A 13350-nucleotide genomic window follows, 5' to 3' on the forward strand; every position below is an offset into this window, starting at 1 on the left:
CAATCGCCCCCAGTTATCTTATATTATACACAATGTTGACCAATAAAGCATCAGTTTATTCATGTTTTAACAAGATTATGCCATTGACAATCTTTACTATCTTTAGTCTAAAACATGCTCTTGATTGGAGCTGTTTTTTGCTGAATATCAGTATTTCATCTTAGAAGTAAGTATCATAATTTGCAAACAAAAAACCATGATATCAATACGATTAGAGTTAAAAGCACTTAGCTAATAGTCAGTGAATGTTCTTGAGGCATTGTGTCCGATGTTTGTGTGACATCATTAAACAGATCTGGAAAATGCGGTTGTTGGGGTTCTTCATTGTCTTTGGCTTTATTGATGGAATGCCTTTCGTCCAATAATAAATTACGTAAAAGGCAGTGACTGTCTGAGTGAGGAATTAATTCGCAACGTCTGGGATCATCGAAATAGTATTGATTATCCTGCACTATTTTATGTGTCAGTATATCCTCATCATGGAATGCCCATTGGTATACTTTTCCTCGATTTATTTCTATTAAGGAAAGCAAATATTGCTTTAATTCACCCGCTTTGCTGTCTATGTGGTTACATAATATAGTCACCCCATACGCGCTTGTTGAGAACAAAACTCCTGCTGAATGATCCCAAATCTGTCCGAAGTGATAAAGAATAGTACCGGTAGAATAGGCAAGAAGTCGGGAAATAGGGTTAATAACAGATAAATTTACTCTTACTGTTAGTGAAAGTATGTCTATCAGAGGGAGAATCAAAATATTTTTAATCAGCTGCAGGGGGGGTAAAAAAAGCAGCCTTATGCCATTAATGCCTATGTTTGTGACTGGATTATCTGAAAAATGGCCAAAAGGGGAAGTAAATCCATAAAGAGGGGAAAGCGTAAATTCAGATATGAAGTTATTTGTGGATGGACGCTCTGCTATATCGATGAGTAATTTCCCAATCGCACGGAAGTTACCTAATACAGACAGTAATTTGCGGAAAAAATTGGTAATTCCTCTAAAAGGGACGTGTATTAAAAGCGAACTGGCCTCAAGTAAGGGGATGGTTAAAATAGCTAAAACAAGATCAACACTTGCGGCTAAAGTTTGTTTACCCAGTTGTTTTATCAATTTGCCACTTTTTTTCCAGCCATTTATAAATCCATCAAAAAAACCATAGTAAAAACCTTCAAAAAAAGGTGCAACCAATAATTTTCCAATATTTATAATATTCTTGCAAAACCACTTGCAAGTCCCAAGGAACCAGTCATCACCCGGGTGCATAATGGTATCATAGATAGCGGCACCTCCTTTACCTCCAAGAGCCGCGTAGTTGGTATAAGGAAAGTCACCCATTTCATGTTGCAGTGAAGGAATCGCTTTTGTTAAACCATAACCAAGGCTAAGCGCTAAAGAAACAATAATAGCAATTTCTGCCGGGTCTTCTTTCAGGACAGAGACCGCATCGACAAAGAACTTATCCAAATTGCCGCTCACTACCATACCCTGCCAGAGAGTTACAGAAGCAGAAATAGCTTCTGAAGTCTTGCCATGATTCATCAAGTGAGCTAATTTTTGAACAGGCTCAATTCCATAAATCAAGCCACTTAAGTGCAGCTTTTTTAAAATGTCAGCGAGAACATTTGGTGCGAGTACAGCTCCCGCGCCATAGACATAAGCTGCCATAGCAAGAGTTCCTATCATGGGGTTACGCTCGCTTGTGTCTATAAAAAATCCTGCCAAATGGCGTACTACATCCAAAGCTCTGTGCAAAGGATTTTCATAAGTATGCAGGGCAGGGGGATGATTCGCTCTTGCAATGACATAGGGGCTGTTGTTGATCTGGTCACTAATGAACTCTTCCAGAGTTTGGCCATTCGCGAGAAGTCCGTGATTCTGGAGCGCTTCATGCAGAGAGGCGCGTTTAATTTTTTTGGATTTTGGATGTTGATCCATTTTTGAAAGACGTTGCTTGGGAGTATGAGTGGCATGCACATGATTAAAAAATTCTTCATGCAGGTCATGTATGATGAATTGGCTCATACTGTTGTAAAAACCTTTAAAAAAATCAGGTATACGGGAAATAAAAGCTTTGAAACGGAGGCTGATTCTTTCAGGCAAGTAAAGATGTCTTTTGCTGATTTGGCTTAAAATATATAAATCCTCTCCATCCGGCAAAGGATAAAAGAGTTGATCATGAATAAAATATTTGAGATGAATCAGCTTATTTTCGAGTCTTAACAGAATAGTATTTTTTTGAGGCACAATAACCCAATTACCATTAGGTAAGTGGCTTAGTAATCTTTTCGCCTCTTTTATACTGTTTACCTCTGTCTGTTGTGCTGAGTTTTCCACTAGATGATTTACCATTGCAGCCAGACTATTATAACCTCTTTGAGGCAGTCCTTTGAGTTTGTAGTAAGGCGTTATTTTGGTAATAGATACTCCATCAGAGCGTTTTTGTATTTCAGTTTTATGACTTGGTTTTGTTGTGATTGCCAGATAATTAATCCAATCGTGACCGTCATGCCAAAGTTTACTTATGAATCGTTCCAGTTTTGCAAAGCGATTGGCCGGGATGTTGTTTAATGCTGGCGCAGGGCAGAGTTGGTATTGCTGACAAATTACCCTGAGCGCATCGTCAAGCTCACTGCTACTGTGCCCAATATGGATTTCACTATCCCAAACAAAACAAGGCGTAATTGGTTTTCCAAGTTGTGTTTTAGTCACTTTGGTAAAGTCCATTTGATCCTGGCGAGAAACAGAAAAAACTCGGTTAAACCGATAATGCTGTGCTGTTTTGTGCGCATCATATAGCATATAACCAAAACTTCCTTCTGAAACGACAGGATTATTGGCAATCATTCGATTGCCGTTCTGGCAATGTTCAATAATGGAAATGACTTGTCTTCTTAACTCCTCCTGTCCAGCATGATCATGAGGTTTTAATTGTCTTTCTTTTTTCAAGAGATGGTTTAAGGAGCGGATGCAAGCATTAGCCAGGTTAATTTTTTCTTCCTGCTCATGGCTTAGGGGTTTTTTATAGCTTTCAGCTTGAACTTTATAGCGATTGATGTGATTTATAACATCCGCAACTAGCGAGGATGACCTGTTTCCCGGAAGAGTTTTTAACAGTTCGGGATTATGGGTGAATAGCATCAGCTGAACTGTTTTCTTGTTGTGGTTGGCTATTAAGCGTAGTCTGTCTCCTCCAGGAAGGAGATATTCCATATTATAATTACCATAAAATACTGTTCCGGCTTCGTGGCTGAAAATACTTCCGGTGATAGTTGGCATCTCTTTGTGTGTGTACGGAGTAACTCTTAGCGGAATAATAACTTGAGTTTGGCCATCAGTAGTTTCAAAATCAGGCATAAAGATTTATTTGGTTTAAAATAGGGTAAAAGGATACTGTCATTAATTTAGTGATTTTTTATCGCTTAAGTTGGTGTTGAAGAAAAGTAAAGCCCATTTAAGCTAAAATAATACAAAATCGTTTAATTTAATGCCATTATTGCACAGGGTACCCGAATTGGAACAGAAATAGCAAGTCTATTTAATGAAAAATTTGGTATCTCTGGAAGTTTTATGGTATGGCTGTTAGAATGTTTTAAAAATAAACAGGAATCAATATTAATGAGTAGTTATTGTGGTTATATTGCTTTAGTTGGCAGGCCAAATGTTGGCAAATCAACCTTATTAAATCGTATTTTACAGCAAAAATTAAGTATTACCTCGAGAAAGCCACAAACCACGCGCCATAGTATTTTAGGAATCCGTACAGAAGATGAATTTCAGTTTGTTTATGTAGATACTCCTGGTATTCATCAGGGTAATGCGAAAGCAATTAATCGCATGATGAATAAAACTGCGATTAGTGTACTACGTGACGTGGATGTGATTGCCTTTCTAGTTGATGGAACGCATTGGAAAGACGAAGATGAGTATGTGTTGAATTTAATCAAACAAGCTAAAGTTCCTTGCATCCTGGTAGTTAACAAAGTTGACAAGATAACTGATAAAACACAACTTTTGCCCTGGATAGAGCAAATAAGTCAGCGATATCAATTTGCAGCCATTATTCCTTTGTCGGCGAAAACTGGTTTGCAGGTGGATGAATTGGAAGGCAAATTAAAGACTTATTTGCCAGAAGGACCACATTTGTTTCCTGATGATCAATTCACCGATCGGTCTACAAAATTTTTATGTGCTGAATTGCTCCGTGAAAAAATTTTCCGCTTTTGTGGACAAGAATTGCCTTATTCAGTAACAGTAGATATCGAATCATTTAAGGATGAGGGAAATTTAATTCGTATTCATGCCTTGATTTTAGTAGACAAGGATAATCACAAGCGCATGATCATTGGTGATAAAGGCCAAAAATTAAAAGAAATGGCAACTAATGCCCGTTTGGACATGGAAAAAATGCTAGATAAAAAGGTTTTTTTACAATGTTGGTGTAAAGTGAAATCAGGCTGGTCAGATGATGAGAGAATACTGAAGCAATTGGGATATGACCAGTAAATCGCTGAATGCTTGGGTAATTCATAAGCAATGGTCTGGAGATACCAGTGCCAGACTAAAGCTTTTTACTAGGGAACTGGGATTAATTAATTGCTTGTGCAAGGGAGGGCGAACCCCCAAGAAACAGTCATTACTTCAAGCTTTTATTCCTCTGTGGGTTAGTATCGAAGAGCGTTATGATCAATATTACACACGAAACATTGAAAGCACTTCATCCAGACTGGATCTTGAGGGACATTCTCTTTTTTCAGGCCTGTACATCAATGAGTTACTCTATTATACGCTGAGCCCGGATTTCCCCGACCCGGATTTATTTGATGCTTACTTGTTCACCTTAAATGGCATAGCATTAGCTAGAGAAAGAGAGGCGATAGAAGCTTTGCTGCGTCGTTTTGAATGGGCTTTGCTTAAGGCTTGTGGATACACGTTTTCATTTCTTCATGAGGCGCGAACGGGAGAGTTAATTGTTCCCGATTCTTATTACCAATTTGTAGCTGGGGAGGGCTTTATTTTAGGTGGTGATAAAGAAATACCTGGTGAGCATTTACTTGCTATAGCAGCAGATAATTTAAGCGAGCCAGCTTATTTAAAATCAGCGAAATTCATTATGCGTCAGGCAATCAATCATCTTTTGGGTGGACGGGAAATCAAGGCCCGGTCCTTGTATGGACCGGCTTGAGATAGTGGTATGATCGCCAAGTATTTCTTTGCTATCAAATCAGTTTCAGGCTTTATTATGTGATGCTGGGCCTGGACAGATTCTCGATTTCTTCCACAGGATTTTGCTCCTGAATTTTAATAAAGCCAATTTGCTCTTTTAAAGTACCTTTAGGATTGAGTTTACTTCCCAATGAAGTGGCAAGATTATCTAATCTATCAACCAAAGCTCGTGAGGTAGTGAAATTACCAGCATCAATCTCCTTGACTATCTCATCAACTACCTTGACATGGTGTCTATTCCAATGAAAGGTGAAAATTCGTTTGAATTTGGCCCACCAGGTGTCGCCCCCTTTAGTATAATCATCAAGAACAGCTCTAATAGCATGTATCTTTTTGTATTCCACATCATCTCTGTGGAGCTGATGGCGAGGGTCATTCATAATTTCTTGAAAAGCATTTCGCCATAATTCATGATAAGCAACAAAATTTCTGGGAATCGTCGCAGAAACAGGTCTTCTTGGAGCAGGTGGCTGGTTTTCCGTACGGGCTTGTTGGTTGTCGGTTCGTGCAGGTATACCAATGTAGGGGGTTAGCTGGCCTGTTCGAGTGGAAGTAAGTCTCTCATCGAGAGCTGACTGATAATTTACTGTGGCGGGAAAAAGGCTGCGATTATAAGCAAATTGTTCTTGGGGAACTGCCAATGCTTGTTCAGGAGGATGTCCCATGCCAACGGCCCAAGGATCAACGATTAATGTTCCCATTGGAAACGTATCAGCGGTTAATTGTTGTGGAGGTTGAGGGAGTCTGCTTCCTTTAGGAACGAGCAAGGTAATGTTATGTAGATACCGTCCATTACTGTACATACTTCCTATAACAGCAACATCATATTGAGTTCTTATTTGCGGATCATCTAACAATACTCCTGCAGCGTGGTAAGCAAAATTGCTGCATTCGGAGACGCGAACTGCCTCACCATCAATTTTAAAACTTGATTTTTTATTTCTTTGCTGAGCAAATTTAATATATTCCTGAGCTGATTTAGGAGTTAAGAGCTGGGGAACTCCCCATTGGCTAAAAGGTGGTGTTCTGGATAAGGGGTTTGTACTGTATTTTTGGTATCTTTGCCCGCTAGCTATGCCTTCGGGAGTCCGAGCAAGGCAGTGTGGAAAATTCCCAATATCAGCAACAACAAATTTTTGATATTGTTCTTGCTTCAGTCTCTCTTGTATCTGTTGGGGGGCAATAGCCATAAATTACTCCGATAACTGATTTGAGTTTGCGGTTATTTTTTAACCATGATTTCTTTAAAAATATAGCACTTTACTTTTATAGGGATGGTCAAAGACTATCCTCTTGGTTTATTGTTTTTCACTGAACCCTGATTATGATAATCATGCTTTGATGATTAATTCGGTGTTTTATTTAAGCCTTTATCGCTTTCTGAGGTCTCTTGACAAGGTGATATACAACTGAGAAAAGTAAATTTTTGCAAAAACTTAAATACACTATGGGGACTTGCGAATTTCTTAGAATGATTTAGTTCATCTGTTTCTTGTACTTCAATTGGATTGCCGATTAAATCGAGGTCCGTTATCCTGGTATTGGTTTCAAGTATTTTTTTACCTTTTGCTGTAATTTGATTACCGCCCAGATGAAGAGTGCTTAGGGAAGTGTTGTTAGCAAAATGGGGCGTTGCTTTATCGCTTATCGTGTTTTTTCCCAAAATAAGTAAAGTCAGTTGATTTTTTTGGGCTAATTCAATAGCTCCAACATCAGAGACATCACAAGCGCTTGCAATCAGCTCTTTTATATTTCTGTTGGTTGATAATGCTATAATTCCTTCATCTTCCAGACTATTGAAACAGAGATCGATTTTCCTAAGATTGGATTGAGCAAGATAGCCTGCCCCTACTTTGGTTATCTTATTGTAAAGTGCATAGAGGGTTATCAGTTTGGCGTTGGCGGCTAAAGCCTTAATTCCATCGTCACCAATGCTGTTAAAACTCACATCTAAAGTAGTAATATGACTATCTTCTGATAACGATTTAGCACCCTCCGGGCCAATATTATTATGACTAATGTTAAGGGATGAAATCGATGTTTTATTAACAAAAAGCTTCACGCCGCTGGCTGTAATATCATTGTGTGACAGGTCAAGACTGGTTATGGCAGGATGATGTTGAAGAAATTCGCATAGCAGTGGGATGTCATTATCGGTAAGATTTAAAAAGGATAGTGTGAGTTGATTATGATTTTTATCATAGCTTTTTTCTAACTCCGATAATGTTAACATCCTACACCATGTTCAATTATAATTAAATTTGTTTAATATTTTACATAGACAAGAGAATGAGATCAAGATTTTTATTCACCTTACGATGATATAGGAAAATGTGATCTGTGCCTATTATTCAGATATCAGTTTGACTTCAATATTATAATTTCTTTAAAGTGTTAGTGTATAAAGTAAAGTATGGAAAGTCTGGTTAAATGCTTTACGTGGTAACGTTTAAACTGATTGAAACCAGGTAGCGTGAATGGCAGTTTGTCAAGAACTGCATTATACTCTTCATTTTATATTTTTTGGTGCAAAATGAATAAAGAGTTATTGTTAGGTGTTAATATTGATCATATAGCAACCCTACGGCAAGCACGAGGAACTCGTTATCCTGATCCTGTGCAGGCAGCAATGGATGCTGAAGAAGCAGGGGCAGATGGAATTACTTTGCATATGAGAGAGGACTTACGACATATTCAGGCGCGTGATGTCCGATTGATTAAACAGGTTCTGCAAACACGTATGAATCTTGAGCTGGCGGTTACTGAAGCCATGCTTGATTTTGCCGAGGAAATATTGCCGGAGCATGCTTGCTTAGTGCCTGAAAAGCGGGAAGAACTAACTACAGAAGGTGGATTGGATATTTTGACTCACCGAAATGTGGTGGAAAAGGCAGTACGTCGCTTACAATTAATGGGAAGTGAGGTTTCTTTATTTATTGACCCGGATAAAGAGCAAATAAGAGCGGCGGTTGATGTTGGGGCGCCAGTTATCGAATTGCACACGGGATGTTATGCTGATGCCACCTCAGAGGAAAAGCAGCATTATGAATTGCAACGAATTAAAGAGGCAGCTGAATTTGCTGCCAGTTTGAACTTGGTAGTGAATGCCGGTCATGGATTGCACTATCATAATGTTAAACCGATTGCAGCGATTAGGGAGTTAAATGAACTTAACATAGGACATGCCATTATTGCCAGAGCATTATTCTGTGGATTAAAAGAGGCAGTAAGACACATGCGCCAATTAATGCAGGAAGCGAGACTTTATGTCAACGACTGATGTCATTGTTATCCGTATCACAGGCGATTCTGGTGATGGAGTACAATTGGTAGGCGAACAATTAACCATTAGTGCGGCACTGACAGGACGTGATGTGCGTACTATGCCTGATTTCCCAGCGGAAATCCGGGCTCCTGCTGGAACAGTTGCGGGTGTCTCAGGATTTCAATTGGCGATGGCGGAAAGAGCTATTTTTACTGCCGGAGAGTCATTGGATGTGTTAGTGGCTTTAAATCCTGCTGCATTAAAAAACTCGCTTCAACATTTAAATCAAGGCGGTTTGTTGATCATTAATGAAGACAGTTTTCAGGAAAGAGATTGGCAAAAAGCAGGTATTGATAAGAGTTTCCTGGATAATTGTCGAGAGCATTATCACATTGTTGCTTTTCCATTAATTACTCAAACTATTCAGGCAGTTGAATCCATTAATCTTACAAAACCTCAGGCTGTCAAAACCAAGAATTTTTATATTTTGGGGTTGGTTTTGTGGTTATTTGATTTGCCTACAGACACTTGCCAGGCTTTTATCGCCAAAAAGTTCAAAACAAATCAGGCCATAGCAAAAGCCAATGAATTAGCTTTGTTGGCAGGATATAATTATGCCATGACTCTGGAGCTTTCCCGTCGGGATTACATGCTGGGGGAAGTCAACAGACACTCAGGTGAGTACAGGCAAATCACTGGAGTTGAGGCAGTAGGGTTAGCTCTGGCTACATTAGCTACTCAGACACAAGTTCCTCTGTTGGTGTCAGGTTACCCAATTACACCGGCTTCTGCTATTTTGCATGAATGTGCTCGCTTATCGGATTACGGCGTACAGTTAATACAAGCCGAGGATGAAATTGCCGCTATTTGTTCTTGTATAGGGGCTGCTTATGGTGGTCGTTTAGCTCTGACCTGTACTTCAGGGCCTGGACTTGATTTAAAATGTGAAAGCCTGGGCTTGGCTGTCGTGACGGAGCTGCCCTTGGTGCTAGTTGATGTGCAAAGAGCGGGGGCTTCAACAGGTTTGCCCACAAAAACCAGCCAGAGTGATTTAAAGCAAGCTTTGTATGGTCGCCATGGCGAGGCACCTTTACCTGTGATTGCAGCTCAATCCCCTGCTGATTGTTTCAATACAATTATTGAAGCTTTCAGGATAGCTATCAAGTACATGACTCCAGTTATTGTATTACTTGATGCTTATTTGGCGAACGCAGCAGAGCCCTGGGAAATTCCTGCCTTGGATTCACTTAACATGCCAAAACTGGAATTTAATCGCTTTACCAAACCCTATCATCGGGATGAATTTTTAAGTCGAAGCTGGAATGTTCCAGGTACTTCTGGCTTTATTCATCAAATTGGAGGCTTGGAAAAACAAGGCGATGAAGGACGAGTTAGTTATGATGCTGAGAATCATCAAAAAATGGTGATTACACGTGCCGAGAAAATAAAGGGTATTGCAAGAGATTATCCTGCTTTGGTTCTTGAGGGTGATATGACGGCTCCCACGCTTGTTATAGGTTGGGGTAGTACTTTTGGTAGTTTAAGGTCTGCTGTACAACAATGTCTTGAACAGGGAGTACCGGTTGCCTATCTGCATCTGCGCCATCTTAACCCATTACCTGATGATTTGGGTTCTTTATTGAAAAAATATGACAAGGTATTGGTTGCTGAATTGAATTCTGGCCAATTATGTCAACTCATCAGAGCAGTTTATCTGGTCGATGCGCAATCGATTAGCCAATGCAATGGTCAACCTTTCAGTGTTAATCATTTGGTAAGTGCCATTAAAGCGGAAGCCAACTATGAACAGCAATTATAAGCGTGAAGATTTTGCGAATGAAACAGAGGTTCGCTGGTGTCCTGGTTGTGGTGATTATGCCATTTTGGCTGCTTTGCAAAGAGTACTTCCTGAATTAGGCTTGCCTCCTGAGCAGCATGTTTTTGTCTCAGGCATCGGGTGTGCTGGGCGGCTTCCTTATTATATGAACACTTATGGATTTCATACTATCCATGGCAGGGCTACAGCAGTAGCAACTGGTTTAAAGACCATGCGAGAGGATTTATGTGTCTGGGTTATCACTGGAGATGGTGATGCTCTAAGTATAGGTGGTAATCATTTGCTGCATATTTTAAGGCGTAATGTCAATGTCAATATCCTTCTGTTTAATAATCAGGTTTATGGGTTAACCAAGGGGCAATTTTCTCCAACTTCTCAAAAGGGACAAGTGACTAAAACATCACCCAAAGGAGTAACGAGCGAACCAATTAATCCACTCATGATCGCGTTGGCTTCCGGAGCCAGTTTTGTGGCCAGAGCGGTTGATAAAGATCCTGTCCATTTGGCTTCTGTGCTTAAAAAGGCTTATGAACATAATGGATGCTCTTTTGTTGAAATATATCAAGATTGCAATATTTTTAACCATGGAGCTTTTGATGATTTTGCAGTTAAAAGTAACCGGGCTGAAAATACCATAATATTGGAAGATGGCCAGCCGCTTATGTTTGGTGCTCAAAAAGAAAAAGCGCTGCAGTTGGATGGTGAGCAATTTGTTCAAGTTTCAATTGAGGAAAAAACGCTTTATAAGCATGATGCGAAAAATGTAATTAGTGCCATGCGTTTAGCGCGATTGACGTTCCCTGATTACCCGGTGCCTCTGGGCGTTTATTATCAAAAGGAACGCGAGCTTTTTACTCTGAACCAGGAAGTAAAGAAAAAACCGGAAGATTTGCCAGAACTTTTTAAAGCCAAGGCAAGTTGGAAACAAAGTTAATTTCACATCGATTGATCATACTTCTGGATTTTATAATGTAATTATTAGTAACTGTCCAGGGTATGAGAATTTTTCTGCTTATAAGCCTATTTATTTGAGTTGTCTTTCCCGCGAAGGAGGGAATCTAATTAAAAATTAACCCTGTGTGGTAATTTTATAGATGGATTCCCGCCTTCGCGGGAAAGACATAGGACTTAATATTCCTTAATTACATAGCCGTGAACGGTTGACAATTAAAAGGCGCAGGTCGTCTCAGTATAGATAAATTGCCTTGTACCAGACCAGCGCCTCCATGTTGAAATATTCTCTTACATTTCCTTTAAACAATTGATCGATAAAAAAATCCCGGCATACAGCCGGGACTCAGGTAGAGGAGACGATATTGATTAGTCGCGACCTGAAAATGCGCTTAGCAGGTTCAGCAGGCTAACAAATAAGTTATAAATGGAAACAAACAAACCAATCGTAGCCATTATGTAATTGGTTTCCCCTTCATGGATTATGGCGCTGGTTTGTAACAGAATTAAGCCAGATGAAATTAATACAAAAGCAGCAGAAATTACTAATTGCAAAGCTGGTATTTGTATAAATATTCCCGCTATCATCGCCAATAAGGCAACCATAACGCCAACAAAAAGAAATCCACCCAAGTAGCTAAAATCTTTTTTCGTTGTCAGGGCATATCCTGATAGAGCAAAAAAGATCATTCCAGTACCACCTAAAGCAGTAGCTACTATTTGTGGGCCATTTGAAAAACCTGTAATGTAATAATTCAGTAATGGGCCAATGGTATATCCTAAAAACCCTGTAAAAGCAAAGACGCTTACCAATCCCCAAACGCTATTTCTTAAGGCTTGAGTTAAAAACATCAAACCATAAACGCCAACTATCATTAATAGTGGATTCATTGGGCGAGCTCCACTAATAAAGGCTACATAGGCAGTTAATGCGCTAAATATGAAGGTTAAACTTAGCAGTAAATACGTGTTTCGCAATACCTTATTGGTTGCGAGCACAGATTCTCTTTGTTGACCAAGTATGGTGATATCATTTCGGTTCATTGTTCAGAACTCCAGTTATTTATTATCAGTTTAGCATATCTATGGTCAAATTTCCTATTTTTCAAGTCGCATCACTTGAAAATTATGTAATAAAATTTACATATAGACCTGTAGACAATTTATTATTAAAGCGAAAGGGCTGTCATGTCAATTTTGTTTTGGGCTTATGTCTAACGATATAGTAAGATGAAAAATACGAATGTCATTTAGGAAAAAGGATGAATCGAGTAGCGCTTGTACAAATGGTATCATCAGCCAAAATAGCAGATAATTTACAACTCATCGAACAATATGTAATTCAAGCCAGGGAACAGGAAGCCAGTTTGGTTGTACTACCTGAGAATTTTGCTTTCATGGGGATGAATGAGCGAGAGAAGTTGCACATTGCCGAACATTATGGTCAAGGGCCTATACAAGAAAAAATCAGTGAGTTAGCGAGAGATTTACGGATATGGATAATAGCAGGAACAATCCCGTTAAAAAGTAAGGGTTCAAAGGTAAGAGCAAGTTGTATAGTTTATGATGATAAAGGCCTAAATGTTGCTCGCTATGATAAAATTCATTTATTTGATGTCATAGTTTCCGAGCAGGAAAAACATCAGGAATCGTTAACTATAGAAGCAGGAAAAGATATAGCGCTTGTGGATACACCAGTGGGGAAAGTTGGGTTAACTGTCTGTTATGACTTGCGTTTCCCGGAATTGTACCAATATTTAATGCAAAGAGGCGCACAATTATTTTCAGTTCCCTCTGCTTTTACTGCAATAACGGGAGCTGCGCATTGGGAGGTTTTACTCAGAGCAAGAGCAATCGAAAACTTATGTTATGTATTAGCTCCCAATCAGGGTGGAATTCATGAAAACGGACGTCATACCTATGGGCATAGTATGGTGGTGGAACCATGGGGTAAGGTGTTGGCTCAAAAAGAAGAAGGGCAGGGAGTAATTCTGGCTGATATTGATTTAGAGAGATTGTTACAGTTGAGAAGACAATTTCCGTGTGTTGAACATCATGTTTTAATGTAAAAG

General features: G+C 39.4%; 10 protein-coding genes. 6 read left to right on the plus strand and 4 right to left on the minus strand.

Annotated elements, in window-relative coordinates:
* Window positions 1–227: 227 nt before the first annotated feature.
* Window positions 228–3356: a hypothetical protein gene (locus CC34_RS0103595; protein WP_027227644.1), complete on the minus strand. Its 3129-nt coding sequence runs from the start codon at window positions 3354–3356 to the stop codon at window positions 228–230.
* 213 nt (window positions 3357–3569) lie between these two features.
* On the opposite strand from CC34_RS0103595, the gene era reads away from it, so the two are divergent.
* Both era and recO read left to right on the plus strand, forming a co-directional pair.
* The gene (era, locus tag CC34_RS0103600; protein WP_027227645.1) at window positions 3570–4505 is read left to right on the plus strand and encodes a GTPase Era; all 936 of its coding nucleotides are present in this window, start codon (window positions 3570–3572) and stop codon (window positions 4503–4505) included.
* Entirely contained in the window at window positions 4495–5184 is a 690-nt protein-coding gene (gene recO / locus CC34_RS0103605) for a DNA repair protein RecO (RefSeq protein WP_014841286.1), read from the plus strand. The genes era and recO overlap by 11 nt, the downstream gene beginning before the upstream one ends.
* A 55-nt stretch (window positions 5185–5239) precedes the next feature.
* Here the strand turns inward: recO and CC34_RS0103610 are convergent, their stop codons facing one another.
* Window positions 5240–6415: a DUF5617 domain-containing protein gene (locus CC34_RS0103610; protein WP_028377956.1), complete on the minus strand. Its 1176-nt coding sequence runs from the start codon at window positions 6413–6415 to the stop codon at window positions 5240–5242.
* 155 nt (window positions 6416–6570) lie between these two features.
* Window positions 6571–7458 carry a leucine-rich repeat domain-containing protein gene (locus tag CC34_RS0103615; RefSeq protein ID WP_027227647.1) on the minus strand — a complete coding sequence of 296 codons (888 nt, stop codon included), beginning with the start codon at window positions 7456–7458 and terminating at the stop codon, window positions 6571–6573.
* A gap of 300 nt (window positions 7459–7758) precedes the next feature.
* Here CC34_RS0103615 and pdxJ point away from each other — a divergent pair, with 300 nt between their 5' ends.
* Genes pdxJ through CC34_RS0103630 form a run of 3 tightly spaced genes read left to right on the plus strand, consistent with a single transcriptional unit; the run spans window position 7759 to window position 11261 of the window.
* A complete protein-coding gene (gene pdxJ / locus CC34_RS0103620; protein ID WP_027227648.1) occupies window positions 7759–8505 on the plus strand; it encodes a pyridoxine 5'-phosphate synthase in 747 nt (248 codons plus the stop codon).
* Window positions 8492–10309, plus strand: a complete 1818-nt coding sequence (locus tag CC34_RS0103625) for a 2-oxoacid:acceptor oxidoreductase subunit alpha (RefSeq protein WP_027227649.1) — start codon at window positions 8492–8494, stop codon at window positions 10307–10309. The genes pdxJ and CC34_RS0103625 overlap by 14 nt, the downstream gene beginning before the upstream one ends.
* Window positions 10293–11261 carry a 2-oxoacid:ferredoxin oxidoreductase subunit beta gene (locus CC34_RS0103630; protein ID WP_028377957.1) on the plus strand — a complete coding sequence of 323 codons (969 nt, stop codon included), beginning with the start codon at window positions 10293–10295 and terminating at the stop codon, window positions 11259–11261. The genes CC34_RS0103625 and CC34_RS0103630 overlap by 17 nt, the downstream gene beginning before the upstream one ends.
* A gap of 386 nt (window positions 11262–11647) precedes the next feature.
* On the opposite strand, the gene CC34_RS0103635 is transcribed toward CC34_RS0103630, so the two are convergent.
* The gene (locus CC34_RS0103635) at window positions 11648–12322 is read right to left on the minus strand and encodes a Bax inhibitor-1/YccA family protein (protein ID WP_014841292.1); all 675 of its coding nucleotides are present in this window, start codon (window positions 12320–12322) and stop codon (window positions 11648–11650) included.
* Between the two features lie 218 nt (window positions 12323–12540).
* Between CC34_RS0103635 and CC34_RS0103640 the strand changes: the two genes are divergently transcribed.
* On the plus strand, window positions 12541–13347 hold the full coding sequence (locus CC34_RS0103640) for a carbon-nitrogen hydrolase family protein (protein WP_027227651.1): 807 nt from the start codon (window positions 12541–12543) through the stop codon (window positions 13345–13347).
* Window positions 13348–13350: the final 3 nt, after the last annotated feature.

The sequence above is a fragment of the Legionella pneumophila subsp. fraseri genome (assembly GCF_000586315.1).
GTDB lineage: Bacteria > Pseudomonadota > Gammaproteobacteria > Legionellales > Legionellaceae > Legionella > Legionella pneumophila_B.

Coding starts and splice junctions, on each gene's coding strand:
- CC34_RS0103610 (WP_028377956.1), bottom strand. CDS start 6,415: ATGGCTATTGCCCCCCAACAGATACAAGAGAGACTGAAGCAAGAACAA.
- CC34_RS0103630 (WP_028377957.1), top strand. CDS start 10,293: ATGAACAGCAATTATAAGCGTGAAGATTTTGCGAATGAAACAGAGGTT.
- CC34_RS0103635 (WP_014841292.1), bottom strand. CDS start 12,322: ATGAACCGAAATGATATCACCATACTTGGTCAACAAAGAGAATCTGTG.
- recO (WP_014841286.1), top strand. CDS start 4,495: ATGACCAGTAAATCGCTGAATGCTTGGGTAATTCATAAGCAATGGTCT.
- CC34_RS0103595 (WP_027227644.1), bottom strand. CDS start 3,356: ATGCCTGATTTTGAAACTACTGATGGCCAAACTCAAGTTATTATTCCG.
- CC34_RS0103615 (WP_027227647.1), bottom strand. CDS start 7,458: ATGTTAACATTATCGGAGTTAGAAAAAAGCTATGATAAAAATCATAAT.
- CC34_RS0103640 (WP_027227651.1), top strand. CDS start 12,541: ATGAATCGAGTAGCGCTTGTACAAATGGTATCATCAGCCAAAATAGCA.
- CC34_RS0103625 (WP_027227649.1), top strand. CDS start 8,492: ATGTCAACGACTGATGTCATTGTTATCCGTATCACAGGCGATTCTGGT.
- pdxJ (WP_027227648.1), top strand. CDS start 7,759: ATGAATAAAGAGTTATTGTTAGGTGTTAATATTGATCATATAGCAACC.
- era (WP_027227645.1), top strand. CDS start 3,570: ATGGTATGGCTGTTAGAATGTTTTAAAAATAAACAGGAATCAATATTA.